This window comes from Pseudoxanthomonas japonensis, from assembly GCF_010093445.1.
Classification (GTDB): domain Bacteria; phylum Pseudomonadota; class Gammaproteobacteria; order Xanthomonadales; family Xanthomonadaceae; genus Pseudoxanthomonas_A; species Pseudoxanthomonas_A japonensis.
The window spans coordinates 66,815-83,608 of sequence record NZ_PDWW01000008.1 but is presented as its reverse complement, the minus strand read 5'-3'; the positions used below and the strand labels follow the sequence as shown (position 1 = coordinate 83,608).

At 68.3% G+C, this 16,794-nt stretch carries 17 protein-coding genes and 1 other RNA gene; 10 read left to right on the top strand and 8 right to left on the bottom strand.

Annotation, left to right across the window (positions count from 1 at the left end):
• Positions 1-115 precede the first annotated feature (115 nt).
• Complete coding sequence (locus CSC78_RS08055) at positions 116-505, top strand: OsmC family protein (protein ID WP_162337393.1); 390 nt, start codon at positions 116-118, stop codon at positions 503-505.
• An 84-nt stretch (positions 506-589) separates the two neighbouring features.
• Here the strand turns inward: CSC78_RS08055 and CSC78_RS08050 are convergent, their stop codons facing one another.
• The 6 genes from CSC78_RS08050 to smpB all read right to left on the bottom strand — a co-directional run bounded on the left by CSC78_RS08050 (position 590) and on the right by smpB (position 5,806).
• A complete protein-coding gene (locus CSC78_RS08050; protein WP_162337392.1) occupies positions 590-1,222 on the bottom strand; it encodes a DUF2894 domain-containing protein in 633 nt (210 codons plus the stop codon).
• Positions 1,222-1,863, bottom strand: coding sequence for an OmpA family protein (locus tag CSC78_RS08045; protein ID WP_162337391.1), 642 nt, complete (start codon positions 1,861-1,863; stop codon positions 1,222-1,224). Before CSC78_RS08045 ends, CSC78_RS08050 begins: the two co-directional genes overlap by 1 nt.
• Complete coding sequence (locus tag CSC78_RS08040) at positions 1,860-3,947, bottom strand: DUF802 domain-containing protein (protein WP_162337390.1); 2,088 nt, start codon at positions 3,945-3,947, stop codon at positions 1,860-1,862. The genes CSC78_RS08045 and CSC78_RS08040 overlap by 4 nt, the downstream gene beginning before the upstream one ends.
• Complete coding sequence (locus tag CSC78_RS08035) at positions 3,944-4,621, bottom strand: DUF3348 domain-containing protein (RefSeq protein WP_407072268.1); 678 nt, start codon at positions 4,619-4,621, stop codon at positions 3,944-3,946. Before CSC78_RS08035 ends, CSC78_RS08040 begins: the two co-directional genes overlap by 4 nt.
• Before the next feature lie 120 nt (positions 4,622-4,741).
• Positions 4,742-5,095: a transfer-messenger RNA gene (gene ssrA / locus CSC78_RS08030) on the bottom strand.
• A gap of 222 nt (positions 5,096-5,317) precedes the next feature.
• The gene (gene smpB, locus CSC78_RS08025) at positions 5,318-5,806 is read right to left on the bottom strand and encodes an SsrA-binding protein SmpB (protein WP_162337388.1); all 489 of its coding nucleotides are present in this window, start codon (positions 5,804-5,806) and stop codon (positions 5,318-5,320) included.
• Between the two features lie 41 nt (positions 5,807-5,847).
• On the opposite strand from smpB, the gene CSC78_RS08020 reads away from it, so the two are divergent.
• Positions 5,848-6,276: a type II toxin-antitoxin system RatA family toxin gene (locus CSC78_RS08020; protein ID WP_162337387.1), complete on the top strand. Its 429-nt coding sequence runs from the start codon at positions 5,848-5,850 to the stop codon at positions 6,274-6,276.
• A 1-nt stretch (position 6,277) separates the two neighbouring features.
• Entirely contained in the window at positions 6,278-6,526 is a 249-nt protein-coding gene (locus CSC78_RS08015; RefSeq protein ID WP_162337386.1) for an RnfH family protein, read from the top strand.
• A 2-nt stretch (positions 6,527-6,528) separates the two neighbouring features.
• Here CSC78_RS08015 and CSC78_RS08010 read toward each other — a convergent pair whose 3' ends face one another.
• Positions 6,529-6,924 (bottom strand): outer membrane protein assembly factor BamE, encoded by a 396-nt coding sequence (locus CSC78_RS08010; protein WP_162337385.1) that lies wholly within the window; start codon positions 6,922-6,924, stop codon positions 6,529-6,531.
• 103 nt (positions 6,925-7,027) lie between these two features.
• On the opposite strand from CSC78_RS08010, the gene fur reads away from it, so the two are divergent.
• Positions 7,028-7,432, top strand: a complete 405-nt coding sequence (fur, locus tag CSC78_RS08005) for a ferric iron uptake transcriptional regulator (protein WP_162337384.1) — start codon at positions 7,028-7,030, stop codon at positions 7,430-7,432.
• Positions 7,433-7,540: 108 nt separating this feature from the next.
• Here the strand turns inward: fur and recN are convergent, their stop codons facing one another.
• A complete protein-coding gene (gene recN, locus CSC78_RS08000) occupies positions 7,541-9,208 on the bottom strand; it encodes a DNA repair protein RecN (protein ID WP_162337383.1) in 1,668 nt (555 codons plus the stop codon).
• A gap of 85 nt (positions 9,209-9,293) precedes the next feature.
• Here recN and hrcA point away from each other — a divergent pair, with 85 nt between their 5' ends.
• The 6 genes from hrcA (at position 9,294) to CSC78_RS07970 (ending at position 16,761) form a co-directional block, all read left to right on the top strand.
• Positions 9,294-10,343 (top strand): heat-inducible transcriptional repressor HrcA, encoded by a 1,050-nt coding sequence (hrcA, locus tag CSC78_RS07995; RefSeq protein WP_162337382.1) that lies wholly within the window; start codon positions 9,294-9,296, stop codon positions 10,341-10,343.
• Between the two features lie 42 nt (positions 10,344-10,385).
• Positions 10,386-10,907, top strand: a complete 522-nt coding sequence (grpE, locus tag CSC78_RS07990; protein ID WP_162337381.1) for a nucleotide exchange factor GrpE — start codon at positions 10,386-10,388, stop codon at positions 10,905-10,907.
• A 110-nt stretch (positions 10,908-11,017) separates the two neighbouring features.
• On the top strand, positions 11,018-12,937 hold the full coding sequence (gene dnaK, locus CSC78_RS07985) for a molecular chaperone DnaK (RefSeq protein ID WP_162337380.1): 1,920 nt from the start codon (positions 11,018-11,020) through the stop codon (positions 12,935-12,937).
• Positions 12,938-13,031: 94 nt separating this feature from the next.
• Complete coding sequence (dnaJ, locus tag CSC78_RS07980) at positions 13,032-14,150, top strand: molecular chaperone DnaJ (protein WP_162337379.1); 1,119 nt, start codon at positions 13,032-13,034, stop codon at positions 14,148-14,150.
• 55 nt (positions 14,151-14,205) lie between these two features.
• Positions 14,206-15,309 (top strand): prephenate dehydrogenase, encoded by a 1,104-nt coding sequence (locus CSC78_RS07975; RefSeq protein WP_162337378.1) that lies wholly within the window; start codon positions 14,206-14,208, stop codon positions 15,307-15,309.
• A gap of 141 nt (positions 15,310-15,450) precedes the next feature.
• A complete protein-coding gene (locus CSC78_RS07970) occupies positions 15,451-16,761 on the top strand; it encodes a sensor domain-containing phosphodiesterase (protein ID WP_162337377.1) in 1,311 nt (436 codons plus the stop codon).
• Positions 16,762-16,794: the final 33 nt, after the last annotated feature.

Sequence of the window (16,794 nt, the reverse complement as noted above, 5' to 3'; positions counted from 1 at the left end):
CGGGCGACGGGCGACAGCGGGGTAACCTGTCGGGCGGCGGCACTGAGCGGCGGTGTCGCAAACGTTCGCGGCCCCGTGTCGGGCCGCATCACCGACAGACAAGGAGATACAGACGATGGCCCATGTGCAGGTGGTATCGACGGCAACGCCCTACGCGCACCGGATCACCAGTCGCGGACATGCCCTGACGGCCGACGAACCGGTATCGCTGGGTGGCGGGGACCAGGGCATGGCGCCCTTCGATCTCTACCTGGCCTCGCTGGCCGCCTGCACGGCGATCACCCTGCGCATGTACGCCGAGAAGAAGGGATGGGAACTGGGCGAGTTCAGCGCATCGCTTTCCTCGCAGCGGGACGAGACAGGCAAGCTGCATGTACATCGCGCACTGGGCGCCTCGGCACCACTGACCGACGCGCAGTGGGAGCGCCTGCTGGACGTCGTCGCCCGCACACCGGTGACACTGGTGATGCGCGAAGGCGCCGTCATCACCAGCGCACGCGCATGAGGGAACGCCCGCCGGCGCTTCGGTGGTAATGCGCGGCCTGTGTTCTTACTGGGAGCGCAGCGCGGCAGGCGGGTGGAACGGACCTCAGGCGCGGCGCTTGCGCGTACGGCTGCGCCCGGCGGGCTTGACGGAGTCCGAGGCTGCGGGCGTTGGCGCGCCGAGCTGCGACTGCAGACGCTCCAGCGACGACAGCGTGTCGGTGTAGGCAATGAAGTGCTGCAGGTAGCCCGGTGAGACGCCGCGCATGAGATGCAGCGCCCGATGGACCAGCATGCCCGAGTTGAGCGGACCGGCATCGGCGGGCACGTCGTCGAGCGAAGCGCGCACCTGGCTGTCGGTGCGCACCTGCGTCCACACGCGGCGGGCTTCCTCCAGCACGGCCGGTGCCTGACCCGCCGGCGTACCGGCATGCGTGTCCGCGGGTGGCTGCGCGGGACTGCGCGACTGCAGTGCGGTCACCAGCAGACGCAGTGCGCCGTCATCGGATGGCGTGGTCTGGCGTGATGGCGTCGGCGTCCATGCCGCCAGATCGGTGGTGTAGGTCGCGACCAGGCCGGACAGGCGCGCGTCCAGCAGGCGGCGGGCCGCGCCTTCATGCGCCAGTGCACGCGTCGCCAGCGCGTCGAGGAAGGCGAAACGCACGGGATCCATGCGCTCGGCGCCGCGCGCGCGCCAGGCTTGCAACTGCGCGGCGACGGGCAGGGCGTTGCCGTCCATCAGGGGGCTGCCTTGTGTTTGGCGGGGCGGGGGATGGGCGCGATCTCGACACGGCGGTTGCGTGCGCGGCCGTCCTCGCTGTCGTTCGCACTGACCGGTTGTTCGGCACCGAACGCGGCGGCGAACACCGACGACGACGGCACGCCGTCGGCGATCAGCGTACGGGTGACGGTCAGCGACCGCTGCGCCGACAGTTCCCAGTTATCGGCGAACTGGCGGTTGTTGCCGCTCACCTGGCGGGCGTCGGGGAAACCGCTGACCATCAGGATCTCGTCGCGCGTGCGCAGGTAGCGGGCCAGCGGCGCGGCCAGCCCCTTCAGCAGCTCACGGCCTTCCGGCTGCAACTGGTCCGAATTCAGTGCGAACAGCACGTTGCCACGGATGCCGATGCGGCCGTCCACGATGGTCACGCGGCCTTCGGCCAGCGGTTCGGCGAGGGCCTCTTCCAGCGCCTTGCGCTGCTGCGCTTCCAGCTCGCGCCGCTTCACTTCCTCGTCCAGCCGCTGCGACAGTTGCGCCTGCACGGCGATCACGCCGACCAGCACCAGCACGAACGCGCCGAGCAGCACCGACATCAGGTCGCCGAAGCTGGCCCAGACGGGCGCGCCAAGGTCGGTGTCGTCTCCGGTCTCGACGCTCACGCGGCTTCCGCCGGCTGCGTGCCGCCCAGTTGCTGCAGGTCGAGGGTGATCTGCCGCTGCGCGGACAGGCTGAGGTCGATGACCTCGCGCGCCTGCGCCACGTAGTAGGCCAACTGGTCATCGCTGCGCGCCAGCGAGCGGTCGAGCGCGCCTTCGATGGCCTGCAGGCGCACCAGCAGTGCCTCGTTCGACTGGCCGAACGCCTGCACGGCGGTGCCGAGCGCATCGCCGAGGCTGGCGACTTCGGTGGCACCGGCGGCGACCTGCGCGGCGATGCCGCCAAGCTTGCCGGTCTCGGCTTCGACGTGGTCGGTGAAACGGGTGCCGACGCGGTCGAGCAGGTCGGCCGAGGTGGCGACCAGCGCATCGATGGCGCTGCGCTGTTCGGTGGAGGCGTGATTCACCGCATCGAGCAGGGTCTGCAGCGTGCCCATCAGCTGGTTGCGCTCCTCCAGCATGGCGGTGTCGCGGACCATGCTGTCGGAGAGCTTCTGCCGCAGTTCGGCGATGACGTCGGCCGCCGCGCGCGGCGCTTCCGACGCGACCTGCACCAGTTGCGAGATCTCGGCGATGGTCTGGGTGGAATGCGCCTGCGCCTGGGTGGTGATGTCCTGCGCGCTGCGGGCGAGGGCATCGCAGATCTCCTGCTGCAGCTGCGCGGTGCGCGCGCCGGCCTGTTCCCACTGGGTCTGCAGGGTGGCGCCGGTCGCGGCCAGCCGTTCTGCCCAGGCCGCAAGACGCTGTTCGTCCTGCGCGGCGAGCGCCCGTTGGACATCGGTATGCGAGGCGGCGATCGCGTCGAGCAGCGCGGTCGCATGGCGCTGCACCTCCGCGGCGTTGGCGGCCAAAGCCTGCTCGTTGCGCTCGGCGATGCCGGCATGGCTGGCGTCCTGGCGCGACAGGACCTGGTCCCAGCGTTCGGCCAACGCCGACGTGTTGTCTTCCATGCGCGACGCGACCGTGTCGACCAGCGCGGTCGAACGCTCCTCGAAGGCGGTGGCGAGGCGATCGGCCAGCGTCTGCATGTTCGACGACAGATCGTCATTCGATTGCCGCTGCTGCTCGAGCGCCGTAGCCCAACTGGCCGCGGCTGCGTTGGTGGCGGCGCCGAAGCCGGCGCTCAGGCCATCCAGCTGGCGCTGAACGGCCTCGGTGACCGTGGCTTGCATCGCGGCGCTTTCGCGGGCGAGCCCAGCGAGGGTCGCTTCGGTCGACGGCTGCAGGGCGGCAACGACGGCCCGCGCGCTCGCATCGACACCGGTCTTCAGCACGTTCTCCAGCATGCCGGCCAACTGCGCCTGTGCGGCTTCGCTGCGCTCATGGAAGGCGCTCTGGCTGGCCACGAGCCGTTCGCCGGCGGCGGCGTTCTGCGTTTCGATCGACGCCACCATCGCCTGCAGGCGTTCGACCAGATCGGGCATCAGTGCAGCCTGTTGCTGCAGCAGGCGGAAGGATTCCTCACGCTGGAACGCCTGCGAATGCGTGTGCAGCGAGGTGGCGATTTCCGCATCGAGCAGGTGCACCGCGTGCAGCCGCTCGCGTCGGCAGAGCGCGGCGAGCAGGCCGAGCACGGCCGAGGCCGACACGCCGGCGATCGAGGTGCCGAACGCGAAGCCCAGGCCTTTCACCGGCGCCGCGAGCGAGCCGCGGATCGCGTCGATGTCAGTGGCGCTTTCCAGCGCCAGGCCGGTGCCGCGCAGCGTGGCCATCATGCCGAGCAGGGTGCCAAGCATGCCCAGCAGCACCAGCAGGCCGACCAGGTACGGCGTGAGTGCGGGGGCGGGCAGGGCGACGCGTTCGCCCTCGATCCGCTGGCGCACCGACGGACGCAGGCTGGCATGCAGCGACGACAGCCACGTGGACAGACCGTCCCTGGCGGCGGAGGTGTCCGCGACGGCACGCAGCAGGGTGTCGGTCGCCTGCCGGTAGCGGTGCAGTTCGATCGCGCCAGCGACATAGCACGCGCCGATCACCAGCGTGACCACCACGCCCAGCGCATGCGTCCCGACGTAGCCGGCCCCGATCCAGGTGACAATGGCGAGGCCCAGCAGGAACAGGGGCGCGAGGAGGAAATGTCGGTTCATGGTGTTCCGGAAACAGGGGAAGAACGAAGCGCGGCGAGCAGCGCGTCGATGGGATGGAAGCGGACATCAAGCTCGGCGAGCAGTACGTCCTGCAGGTCGCAGCGGAACTGGCCGAGCCAGGCATCGCCGGGAGTGTCGGCATTGGCCTGCTTCAACCGGTCGAAATGCTGGCCGAGCAGGGCAGGGGTGGCGGCCAGCAGCGATTGCTCGCGCGGGCTCAGCGTCATCTCCATGACCGCATCCACCTCGGCCAGGCGCGCCTGCTCGGCCGAGCCTTTCGCCAGCGCGTCGCGCAGCGGGCCACGCAACTGGCCGGTGGACGCCTGCATTGCGCGCTGCAGGTCCAGGCATTTCCGCCGGAACGGCGCGAAGTCCGCCTCGGCCGCGATGCCGGCGGCCTCCGGGCGCGTGATCGCGGCGACAAGGGTCGCCCGCGCACGCACGCACGCTGTTTCGGCGGCGGCGGGATCGGACGGCGTACCGGCGGACGGGGTCGAATCGAGCGCCCGGGACAGCGCGACGGCGCGGTTCCAGTCGAGCCACTGGCCCAGCCGGTCGGACAGGCCGGGCCCCGAGGGAGGCAGCTCGACCTCGCCCAGACGCGCGAGGCGCCGGACGAAGGCGGGGGCCGAGACGGCCGCCCGGGAATGCGGTAATGCCACGCTGACGCTCAAAAAAGACGACGATTTTACAGGAAGCGCCAAGCGGGCTGGCCCGCATGTGGGCCAATCTGAGGTGAGCGCGGGACGACAGGCAAAGAAAAAGCCGGAACCTTGCGGTTCCGGCTTCCTGAATGGTGGAGGTGGGCGGAATTGAACCGCCGTCCGAAGGCACTCCATCCCCGGTACTACATGCTTATCCCGCCGTTGGATCTCGTCCTGCGACAGCACGGTGGGCGAAGCGCACCGCAGGACCAGCCTGTTTTAGGTTGACCGGGTGCTGACAGGCAGCCACTCCCGGCGATTCCGTGATAATGACCTTACGCTGCGAGCACGGACACAAGCAGTTTCAGGGCTTACGCCTTAAGCGGCGAGAGCGTAGTTGTCGTCGTTGGCAACTAGAGTTTTGCCGCTGGATTTACGAGGAAAGCTGCCCCCTCGGCATGCACCAGGCAACTTCGCAACCCCCGTCGAAGCCAGTGCACCCCCGGGAGTCAGAAACAACCTGACGATACGGAGTGTAGGGGCGGGGTGGGGCCGAGACAAGGTTCGGGCTGAGTCTGGGTCAACCAAGCTTCACTTGGCCGGGCCCCGATGTGGGAGCGACGTCAGTCGCGAGCTCTTGGTCGAAGACCCGCGAGAGATCGCGTGTTTCGCACGTTAGTCAGCCGGCAGGAAGCGATCGCGACTGACGTCGCTCCCGCCTGACCCTCACGCATCTTTATTGTGCTGGCGCATCACGCGGGACTTCTCGCGTGCCCAGTCGCGGTCCTTCTCGCTGGCGCGCTTGTCGTGGGTCTGCTTGCCCTTGGCCAACGCAATCTCGGCCTTCACCTTGTTGCCCTTCCAGTACAGCGAGGTCGGCACCAGCGTGTAACCGTCGCGCTCGACCTTGCCGATCAGGCTGTCGATCTCGTTCCGGTGCAGCAGCAGCTTGCGGGTGCGACGGTCGTCGGCCACCACATGGCTGGAGGCCTGGATCAGCGGCGTGATCTGCGCGCCGAACAGGAAGATCTCGCCATGGCGGATGATCGCGTAGGCCTCGGTGATGTTGGCGCGGCCGGCACGGATCGCCTTCAGCTCCCATCCCTGCAGGGCGAGGCCCGCCTCATGGCGCTCCTCGAAGTGGTACTCGTGCCGGGCGCGCTTGTTCAGCGCGATCGTGCCCGTTGCTTTATTCTTGTCCGGTTTCTTTGCCATCCGTCCTATTGTCGCCGAAGGCGGAACCCTACGCGAGTCACATGCATACGATCCGCCGCAGCGCCCTGGTCGACCACTCGGCCACCCTGATGTTCGACCTGGTCAACGACGTGGCGGCGTACCCGCGCCGGTTCGACTGGTGCAGCGCGGCCGAACTGATCGAGCAGGGCGAGGCGAGGCTGGTCGCGCGGCTCGACCTGGGGCTGGGCTCGCTGCGGACCTGGTTCACCACCGAGAACACGCTGGACCGCCCGCACCGCATCGACATGGACCTGGTCGACGGGCCGTTCCGCAAGCTGCACGGCCGCTGGGATTTCCACGCCCTGGACGAATCGGCCTGCAAGGTCACACTGACGCTGGAATTCGAGCCGTCCAGCCGCCTGCTGGCGCCGGCGATGGCGCTTGGCTTCCAGGGACTGGCGGACCGGATGGTCGACGATTTCGTGCGCGCCGCCGACCGGGGCGAATGACGTGCGGGTAGAGGTGATCCGGGCATGGCCGCACCGGTTCGAGTCGGCGGTGCTGGAGTTGCCGGACGGGGCCACCGTGGCGGATGCGCTGGCGGCCAGCGGCTTCGCCGATGCCGGACACACCGGCGTCGCGGTGCACGGCGTGAGCGCCACGACCACGGCGGTGTTGAATGAAGGCGATCGCGTGGAAGTGCTGCGGCCGTTGCAGATCGATCCCAAGGAAGCGCGCCGACGTCGGGCGCGCGGTTGAACTCAGCGGCGGCGGCCGCCCTTCTTCTTGTCCTTGGCGAGGTTGGGACCGAACTTGCGCACGTCGCGCGACAGCTGCGAGTCGGCTTCGGGGAAGTATTCGCCTTCCCAACTGGCGAGCGTGCCGTTGTTGAAGATCAGGGTGAGGTTCTTGATCTCGGTGGTGCCGCGGCGGTTGGTGCGGTTGCTCGCGGTGTAGTCCCAGCGGTCGGCATGGAAGGGGTCGGCGATCGACGGACTGCCCAGCAACGACTGCACCTGCTGCTTGCTCTGTCCTGCCTGCAACTGGTCCACCGCCGTCTTTTCGATCAGGTTGCCCTGGTAGATCGGCTGCTTGTAGAGGATGCCGCAGCCAGTGGTGGCGGAAGCGAGGACGGCAACCAGCAGGAATTTGCGCATTGGGACAGGTACGGTGGGAAACCGGGCCGATGATACACTCCCGCGGACCGCCGCAACCGAGCTTCAGGCAGCTGGCGCTAAACCGAGAGTGAACGGAGACGCCATGGAATCGCAGGATCTACGCAAAGTCGGCCTCAAGGTCACCCACCCGCGCATGCGCATCCTCCAGTTACTGGAGCAGAAGAACGCGCAGCACCACCTGAGCGCGGAAGACATCTATCGCCAGCTGCTCGAACACGGCGACGAGATCGGCCTGGCGACGGTATACCGAGTGCTGACCCAGTTCGAGGCGGCGGGCCTGGTGCTGAAGCATAATTTCGAAGGCGGCCAGGCCGTCTATGAACTCGATCGCGGCGGCCACCACGACCACATGGTCGATGTCGATACCGGCAAGATCATCGAGTTCGAAAGCGCCGAGATCGAGAAACTGCAGCGCGAGATCGCCGCCAGGCACGGCTACATCCTGGAAGAGCATTCGCTGGTGCTCTACGTGCGCAAGAATCGCTGACGGTCGGAAATTTCCTGCTTCAGGATGTGGAAGCGACGCAAGTCGCGAAGCAGCATGGGTAATGCCTCATCGCGACTTACGTCGCTCCCACATTAAACAGCAGAGTGGTCAGACCGCGTTCGCCAGCAGCCGTTTGGCCGCCGCGTGGGCTTCCTTGCTGACTTCCACGCCCCCCAGCATGCGGGCGAGTTCCTCTTCGCGCTGTTTCGCGTTGAGCTTCTCGACCGCGCTCTGGGTCATGCCGTCCACGGGCGCCTTGCTGACCCGATAGTGGGCATGACCCTGCGCGGCGACCTGGGGCAGGTGGGTGACGCACAGGACCTGCCGCTCCGCGCCGAGCGCGCGCAACTTCTGCCCGACGATCTCAGCTACCGCGCCGCCGATGCCGGTGTCCACTTCGTCGAAGATCATGGTGGGCACGGCATCCAGGCCGAGCGCGGCGACTTCGATCGCCAGCGAGATGCGGGCGAGTTCGCCGCCCGACGCGACCTTGCGCAAGGCGCGCGGCGGCTGGCCGGCATTGGCGGAGACCAGGAATTCGATGCGCTCGGCACCGGTCGGGTCGGGCCGTTCGCCGTCCTGCGGTTCCAGCGCGATCTCGAAGCGGCCGCCGCCCATGCCCAGTTCGGCGATCAGTGCGGTAGTGGTGTCCCCCAGCGTCTTCGCGGCGCGCTGGCGCGTGCGCGTCAGCGTGGCGGCGGCATCGCGCCACTGCGCCCTGGCGGCGTCGATCTCGCCGTTCAGCAGCAGCAGGCGCTCGCCGGCGCCGCGCAGCGAGTCCAGTTCAGCGGCGAGGCGGTCGTGCTGCTCCTGCAGGCCGTCCAGTGGCACGCGGTGCTTGCGCGCGAGGTCGTGCACCCGGGCGAGCTTGCGCTCCAGCGCATCGAACTGCACAGGCTCGGCGTCAAGGTCGTCGCGCACCTGGCCGAGCAGGGACAGGGCTTCCTCGATCTGGATAGCGGCACCGTCCAGCAGCGCATCCACGTCGCGAAGGCGCGGTTCGTGTTCCGCCTGCCGGGCGAGATCGGCCCGGACCTGCTGCAGCTGACGGGTCAACGAGGGCGCTTCGTCGCCCGCGAGCTGGCCTAGCGCGGCATCGCAGGCCTGGATCAGACCGGCCGCGTTCGCCTGCCGGCGGTGGCTAGTCACCAGCGCTTCAAGCGCGGCGGGCGCAAGGTCCTCGCGCTGCAGTTCCGCCAGCTGGTGTTCCAGGTAGTTGATCCTGTCGGAGACATCGCCCTGGCCGGAGAGCTGTTCGCGTTCGCGCAGCAGCGCGGTCCATCGGCGGGCTGCCTCGCGGACGGCGGCGCGCTCGCCGTCGTTGCGGGCGAAGGCATCGAGCAGGTCCAACTGGCTGGTGCGCGCGAGCAGGGCCTGGTGCTCGTGCTGGCCGTGGATCTCGACCAGCCGGCCCGCAAGCTCGGCCAGTTGCGACAGGGTCACGCTGCGCCCGTTGATCCAGGCGCGCGAGCCGCCGTCGGCGCGGATGACCCGGCGCAGCTGGCATTGGCCGTCGTCGTCCAGCTCGTTGTCCGCCAGCCAGGCCTGCGCGGGCGACCCGGCGGCGGCGGCGAACTCGGCGGACAGTTCCGCGCGTTCCGCGCCATGGCGGACGACGCCGCTGTCGGCGCGCAGGCCGGACAGGAAGCCGAGCGCGTCCACCAGCAGCGACTTGCCGGCGCCGGTTTCACCGGAAATGACGGTCATGCCGTCACCGAACTCCAGTTCGGCGGCGCGGACGACGGCGAAGTCCTTCAGGGCGAGATGTCTGAGCATGCGGCGGATTGTAAGCGCAGCCGGCTCACCGACTGAGACACCCTTCCGGCTTGCAAAGGCGACGGCGCGACGTTATCTAGCTGCGATGAACACGCCATCGCCCCCGCTGGATCCGCGCGCCCGCCAGCTGCTGCGCACGCTGATCTCGCGGTACATCCGTGACGGCGAGCCGGTGGGGTCGCAGACGCTTGCCCGCCATGCAGGGCTGGAAGTCAGCCCGGCGACCATCCGCAACATCCTGTCGGAGCTGGAAGAGGTCGGGCTGCTGAGTTCGCCGCACACGTCGGCCGGGCGCATCCCGACGGCACAGGGCTACCGGGTGTTCGTGGACAGCCTGGTGCAGGTGAAGTCGCTGGGCGACGGTGAGGTCGCGCGCCTGCGTGCCGAGCTGTCGGCCGGCGCCGGCACCCAGGCGTTGCTGGGGAACGCGTCCGAGCTGCTGTCGGCGATGACCCATTTCGTCGGCGTGGTCAGCGTGCCCCGGCGCGAGCAGTTCGCGTTCCGCTACATCGACTTCGTGCCGCTGGACGGGCAGCGGGTGATGGCCATCCTGGTGTTCGCCGACAACGACGTGCAGAACCGGGTTATTGAAACGAGGCGCCCATACGAGCGCTCCGAGCTGGAGCGCATCGCCAACTACCTGAATACCCAGTTCGCCGGCCGCCCGCTGTCCGAGATCCGCGCCAACCTGCTGCGCGACCTGCGTCGGGCGCAGACCGAAATGGAAGGGTTGCTGGCCGAATCCATCGAACTGGCCGAGCAGGCGCTGACGCCGCCGGGCGACGATGTGGTGCTGGCCGGCCAGACCCGGCTGATGGGCGTGCAGGAGCTGTCGGACCTCGAACGGCTGCGCGACCTGTTCGAAGCCTTCGCCCGCAAGCGCGAGATCCTCCAACTGCTCGAGCGCACGATCCGCGCGCCCGGCGTGCGCATCTTCATCGGCGAGGACACCGGGCTGGCGCCGCACGATGGCGTGTCGGTGGTGACCGCGCCGTACATGGCCGGCGGGCAGGTGCTGGGGGTGCTGGGCGTGATCGGTCCCACGCGGATGGCCTACGACCGCGTCATTCCGGTGGTGCAGGCAGCGGCCGATGTCCTAGGCGCGGCCTTGAATCCGGATTCCGCGGCCCCATAGGTTCCCGGGTCGGGCGGCCGGACCTGCCGCCAGGGAACCGAAATGAACGAACAGCACGATCAAGACACCGCTCAGGGCCAGGCGCCCGAGCCCACCGATACCGACGCCGCCCTGCTGGCCGAGCTGGAAACGCTGCGCAACGAGCTGGACCAGCTGCGCGCCACCACGCTGCTGGAGCGCGCCGACCTGGAAAACCAGCGCAAGCGCGTGGCCCGTGACATCGAGCAGGCCCGCAAGTTCGCCAACGAGCGACTGCTCGGCGACCTGCTGCCGGTGTTCGACAGCCTGGATGCCGGCCTGGCCGCCGCCGGCACCGAGCCCAGCCCGCTGAAGGACGGCCTGGAGCTGACCTTCAAGCAGCTGCTCAAGGTGGCCGGCGACAACGGCCTGAGCCTGATCGATCCGACCGGCGAAGCCTTCAACCCGGAGCATCACCAGGCCATCAGCCAGGCCGATGCCCCCGGCGCCGCGCCCGGCAGCGTGGTGCAGGTGTTCCAGAAGGGCTACGTGCTCAACGGCCGCCTGCTGCGCCCGGCGCTGGTCGTAGTCGCGAAGCACGACTGAACACCCTCGCGACGGCGCTTGAACCGCGCCATCGCATCCCTATATCGGGACCATCCACCCGGCCGATCGCCGGGTCCAACATCAGCATTCGCTAGGGAGTGAGATCCATCATGGGCAAGATCATCGGCATCGACCTGGGCACGACGAACTCGTGCGTGGCGATCATGGACGGCGGCAAGGCCCGCGTCATCGAAAACTCGGAAGGCGACCGCACCACGCCCTCCATCGTGGCCTACACGAAGGACGGTGAAGTGCTGGTCGGCGCCTCGGCCAAGCGCCAGGCCGTGACCAATCCGAAGAACACCTTCTACGCGGTGAAGCGCCTGATCGGCCGCAAGTTCACCGACGCCGAAGTGAAGAAGGACCTGGACCTGGTGCCGTACGGCATCGTCGCGCACGACAACGGCGACGCCTGGGTGCAGACCAGCGACGGCAAGAAGATGGCGCCGCAGGAAATCTCCGCGCGCGTGCTGGAAAAGATGAAGAAGACGGCCGAAGCCTTCCTGGGCGAGACCGTCACCGAAGCGGTCATCACCGTGCCGGCCTACTTCAACGACAGCCAGCGCCAGGCGACCAAGGACGCCGGCAAGATCGCCGGCCTGGACGTCAAGCGCATCATCAACGAACCCACCGCCGCCGCGCTGGCCTACGGTCTGGACAAGGGCGAGGGTGGGGCGGACCGCAAGATCGTCGTTTACGACCTGGGCGGCGGCACCTTCGACGTGTCGATCATCGAGATCGCGAACGTCGACGGCGAGAAGCAGTTCGAAGTGCTGGCGACCAACGGCGACACCTTCCTGGGCGGCGAAGACTTCGACAAGCGCGTCATCGACTACCTCGTAGAAGAGTTCCAGAAGGACCAGGGCATCGACCTGCGCAAGGATCCGCTGGCACTGCAGCGCCTGAAGGATGCCGCCGAGCGCGCCAAGATCGAGCTGTCCAGCTCGCAGCAGACCGAAGTGAACCTGCCGTACGTGACGGCCGACGCGTCGGGCCCGAAGCACCTCAACATCAAGCTGACCCGCGCCAAGCTGGAAGCGCTGGTCGAAGACCTGGTGAAGAAGACGATCGAGCCGTGCCGCATCGCGCTGAACGACGCCGGCCTGCGCGCCAGCGACATCGGCGAGGTGATCCTGGTCGGTGGCCAGACCCGCATGCCGAAGGTGCAGCAGGCGGTGGCCGAGTTCTTCGGCAAGGAGCCGCGCAAGGACGTCAACCCCGATGAGGCCGTGGCGCTCGGCGCCGCGATCCAGGGCGGCGTGCTGGCCGGCGACGTCAAGGACGTGCTGCTGCTGGACGTGACCCCGCTGTCGCTGGGCATCGAAACGCTGGGCGGTGTGTTCACCAAGATCATCGAGAAGAACACCACCATCCCGACCAAGGCGTCGCAGACCTTCTCCACCGCCGAGGACAACCAGTCCGCGGTGACGGTGCACGTGCTGCAGGGCGAGCGCGAGCAGGCCCGCTTCAACAAGTCGCTGGCGAAGTTCGACCTGTCGGGCATCGAACCGGCCCCGCGTGGCATGCCGCAGGTGGAAGTGTCGTTCGACATCGACGCCAACGGCATCCTGCACGTGTCGGCCAAGGACAAGAAGACCAACAAGGAGCAGAAGGTCGAGATCAAGGCCGGTTCGGGCCTGTCCGAGGACGAGATCGCGCGCATGGTCGCCGACGCCGAGGCGCACCGCGAGGAAGACAAGAAGTTCCAGGAATTGGTGCAGGCGCGCAACCACGCCGACGGCCTGCTGCACGCCACCCGCAGCGCCATCGCCGAGCATGGCAGCAAGGTGGGCGGCGACGTGATCGGTCGCGTGGAAGCGGCGATCGCCGAGCTGGATACCGCGATGAAGGGCGACGACAAGGCCCAGATCGAGGCCAAGGCCAAGGCGCTGGAAGAGGCTGGCCAGTCGCTGTACGCGGCGGCATCGGCCGACCAGGGCGGTGCCGGCGGCCCGGCCGGGGGCGCGTCCGCGCCCGCCGACGACGTCGTCGACGCGGAGTTCACCGAAGTGAAGGACGACAAGAAGTAATCCCGACCCACGGGATGCGGCGGACGGGAGACGTGGCGTGCCACGGCCTCCCGTTTTGCCATCCGGCGCCCCAGCGAGATCAGCCTGACAGCACATGAGCAAGCGCGACTACTACGAAGTCCTGGGCGTGGCCCGCGACGCCAGCGATGAAGACCTGAAGAAGGCCTACCGCCGCTGCGCGATGAAGCATCACCCGGACCGCAATCCCGGCGATGCCGCCGCCGAAGCCGCCTTCAAGGAATGCAAGGAGGCCTACGAAGTCCTGTCGGACGGCGCCAAGCGCCGCACCTACGACGCCCACGGACATGCCGCATTCGAGCATGGCATGGGCGGCGGCGGTCCCGGCGGCCCGGACATGGGCGACATCTTCGGCGACATCTTCGGCAACATCTTCGGTGGCGGCGGCGCGCGTGCCGCGCGTCGCGGTGCCGATGTCGGCTATGTCATGGAGCTGGACCTGGAAGAGGCCGTCGCCGGCGTCGAGAAGCGCATCGAGATTCCGTCGCTGGCGCCCTGCGAGCCCTGCAACGGCTCCGGCTCGGCGGACGGCAAGATCGAAACCTGCACGACCTGCGGCGGACGCGGCAACGTGCGCATGCAGCGCGGCATCTTCGCCATGCAACAAGCCTGTCCCGCCTGCGGCGGGCGCGGCCAGACCATCAAGAATCCCTGCACGCACTGCCACGGTGCCGGCCGGGTCGAGGAAGAGAAGGTCCTGTCGGTCAAGATTCCGGCGGGCGTGGACAACGGCGACCGCATCCGCCTGACGGGCGAGGGCGAAGCCGGTCCGCCGGGTACGCCGCCGGGCGACCTGTACGTGGAAGTGCGCGTGCGCGAGCACGACATCTTCCAGCGCGATGGCGACGATCTGCATTGCGAAGTGCCGATCCGCATCTCGCAGGCGGCGCTGGGCGACACCGTCCGCGTGCCCACCCTGAAGGGCGAAGCGGAGATCCGCATTCCGGCCGAAACCCAGACCGGCAAGCTGTTCCGCCTGCGTGGCAAGGGCGTCAAGTCCGTGCGCAGCCGCAGCGAGGGCGACCTGTACTGCCGCGTGGTGGTCGAAACGCCGGTCAACCTGACGTCCGAGCAGCGCGAGTTGCTGGATAAGTTCGAAGCGACCTTCAGTGGCGAAGAAGCGCGCAAGCACTCGCCGAAGTCGGCCACGTTCCTCGACGGCGTGAAAGGATTCTGGGACCGCATGACGTCCTGAGGTTCCGCGGTTCCGACATGCTTCTAGAATAGGGCTCCCTCGTGGAGCCCTTTTCGTGTCCGCACCCCTCATTGGTATTGTCGGCATCGCCGGCGCCTACGGCCGCTGGCTGCAGCAGTTCTTCCGCGCCCGGATGGGATTGGACGTCATCGGCCATGACCCCGCCGACGCGTCGTCGACGGGCGAGTCCGAACTGGTGCGTCGCGCCGACGTGCTGGTGTTCGCCGCACCCATCCGCCACACGGCGTCGCTGATCGCCCGGTATGTGGCGCTGGCGGACGGCAGCGAGGCCGGCAAGTTGTGGCTCGACGTCACCTCGATCAAGTCCGCGCCGGTGGACGCGATGTTGTGCTCGCATGCGGAGGTCGCGGGATTGCATCCGATGACCGCGCCGCCCAAGGCGCCGACCCTGAAGGGCAGGGTGATGGTCGTCTGCGAGGCGCGCATCGGGCGCTGGCGCCCCTGGCTCGACGACCTGCTGCATGCGCTCGAGGCCGAGTGCGTACACGCGACGCCGGTGCAGCACGACCGCGTCATGGCGCTCGTGCAGGCGATGGTGCATGCCACGCACCTTGCGCAGGCGGGCGTGTTGAAGGAGCAGGCGGCGCAGGTGGGGGACCTGGCCGCGGTGATGCCATTCCGGTCGGCATCCTTCGAAATGGACGCGGCGATCATCGCGCGTATCCTGTCGTTGAATCCCGCGATCTACGAGGACATCCAGTTCGGCAATCCGCACGCCGGCGAGGTCCTGCAGGCACTCGGCGCGCAGATCACGCGCATGGCCGCACTGGTGGGCGAGGGCAGCGATGCGGCGCGCGCGACCTTCCGCGATGAATTCCTCCACGACAACCGCAGCGCGATCGGCGAGGCCACGCTGGCCGCCGGCAACTACAGCTACGAACGGATCGGTTACCTGCTGGCCGATCTGGCGGCCGGCCAGGCGCTCAGCGTGCACCTGCCAGAGGATCGCCCCGGATCGCTGCGCGCTTTGCTGCATGTTTTCGAGCGGCATGGCGTCAGCCTGTCGTCGATCCACTCTTCGCGTACTCCCGGCGGAGACGTGCACTTCCGCATCGGATTCGACGACGTTGATCGCGTCGCCCTGGAAAGAACCGTGTTCGACATCGTGGCGCAGGGACTCGGTCGCATCCTGCCGTAGCCGCGCGTCTGGCGATCACGCGAAGCCCGACACGTGGTAAACCCGTTTACTCGACAACTGTGAGATGAGGGGCCTAGCATCGGTCCCATCGGGGTGCGTGGACGCGTGCGCATCCATCATCATCCGCAGGGAGCGACGGACATGGCACGCAACCACAAGCTGATTCCGATCGCGTCGGCCCGGCCACCGGTCCCGGCGATGACCGATGAAGATGCGGTCGCGTTGCTGACGCGGATCGTGGCGGCTCAAAGCGAGATCGCCGCCGCCGGGCCTGACCCGCAGGATGTCGTCGATGCGATCACGTACCGCGCGCAGGAACTGACGCGATCGGCGGGTGCCGTGCTGGAGATCCAGGATGGCGAGCACATGCGCTACTGGTCGGCCAGCGGCATCGCGGGCAATCAGGTCGGCTTGATGTTGCCGGTGAAGGGCAGCTTGTCGGGACGGTGCCTGGAGGAAGGGCGCGTCATGCGTTGCGACGACAGCGAGACCGATCCGCGCGTCAACCGCGAAGCCTGCCGCAGCGTGGGGCTCCGCTCGATGCTGGTGGCGCCGCTGTATTTCCGCCGCCAGGCCGTGGGCGTGCTCAAGGTGGTCTCGACGACCCCCGGCGCCTACGGCGACACCGACCAGCGCACCCTCGACCAGCTGAGTACGCTGGTGGCCGCCAGCCTCTACAACGCCATCGAGCATGCGCAGATGCGGGCCGCGCTGGAACAGAGGAAAGGCCAGGGCGATCGCGACCGCCAGCAATCCCGCGAAGGACGTGAACGCTTGGAGGCGGTGCTGGAGGGCGCGCAGCTCACGGCTGCCCTGCAACCCATCGTGCGCATCGCCGATGGCGTGGTCGTCGGTTACGAGGCGCTCGCGCGCTTCCCGGTGGAGTACGACCTGTCGACCGGTCGCTGGTTCGAGGAGGCCGCACGGCACGGGATGAGCATCCGGTTGGAGTTGGCGGCGGCCCGGGTCGCACTGGACCAACTCGCCCGGATTCCGGCCGACGCCTACCTGGCGATCAACGCGTCGCCGGAAACGGTCTGCAGCGACGAGCTGAAGTCGATGCTCGAGGCCCACGACATGCGCCGTCTGGTGCTGGAGATCACCGAGCACACCCCGGTGGAAGACTACGGGCGACTCAATGCCTGCCTCTCCGCCCTGCAGGCGCTGGGCCTGCGCATCGCCGTGGACGATACCGGGGCCGGCTTTTCAAGCCTGCGGCACGTACTGCGCCTGGCGCCGGACATCATCAAGCTCGACTTCACGCTGGTGCGCGAGGTCGACCAGCGGCCACGCATGCAGGCCCTGATCGCCGCGTTGCTGACGTTCGCGCGTGGTACGCAGGCCGAACTCGTGGCCGAGGGCGTGGAAACCGCGGAGCAGCTGCAGACGCTGAAGACGCTCGGCGTGCCCTACGCGCAGGGCTACCATCTGGGTCATCCGCGGGTTCCCTGATCCCGGGAGCGCACCCAGGCGGTCGCCAGCCCG

Excerpts from the sequence above, each read along its gene's own strand:
- CSC78_RS08055 (WP_162337393.1), top strand. The coding sequence starts at position 116 with ATGGCCCATGTGCAGGTGGTATCGACGGCAACGCCCTACGCGCACCGG.
- CSC78_RS08050 (WP_162337392.1), bottom strand. The coding sequence starts at position 1,222 with ATGGACGGCAACGCCCTGCCCGTCGCCGCGCAGTTGCAAGCCTGGCGC.
- CSC78_RS08040 (WP_162337390.1), bottom strand. The coding sequence starts at position 3,947 with ATGAACCGACATTTCCTCCTCGCGCCCCTGTTCCTGCTGGGCCTCGCC.
- smpB (WP_162337388.1), bottom strand. The coding sequence starts at position 5,806 with ATGGCAAAGAAACCGGACAAGAATAAAGCAACGGGCACGATCGCGCTG.
- CSC78_RS08020 (WP_162337387.1), top strand. The coding sequence starts at position 5,848 with ATGCATACGATCCGCCGCAGCGCCCTGGTCGACCACTCGGCCACCCTG.
- CSC78_RS08010 (WP_162337385.1), bottom strand. The coding sequence starts at position 6,924 with ATGCGCAAATTCCTGCTGGTTGCCGTCCTCGCTTCCGCCACCACTGGC.
- fur (WP_162337384.1), top strand. The coding sequence starts at position 7,028 with ATGGAATCGCAGGATCTACGCAAAGTCGGCCTCAAGGTCACCCACCCG.
- recN (WP_162337383.1), bottom strand. The coding sequence starts at position 9,208 with ATGCTCAGACATCTCGCCCTGAAGGACTTCGCCGTCGTCCGCGCCGCC.
- hrcA (WP_162337382.1), top strand. The coding sequence starts at position 9,294 with ATGAACACGCCATCGCCCCCGCTGGATCCGCGCGCCCGCCAGCTGCTG.
- grpE (WP_162337381.1), top strand. The coding sequence starts at position 10,386 with ATGAACGAACAGCACGATCAAGACACCGCTCAGGGCCAGGCGCCCGAG.
- dnaK (WP_162337380.1), top strand. The coding sequence starts at position 11,018 with ATGGGCAAGATCATCGGCATCGACCTGGGCACGACGAACTCGTGCGTG.
- dnaJ (WP_162337379.1), top strand. The coding sequence starts at position 13,032 with ATGAGCAAGCGCGACTACTACGAAGTCCTGGGCGTGGCCCGCGACGCC.
- CSC78_RS07970 (WP_162337377.1), top strand. The coding sequence starts at position 15,451 with ATGGCACGCAACCACAAGCTGATTCCGATCGCGTCGGCCCGGCCACCG.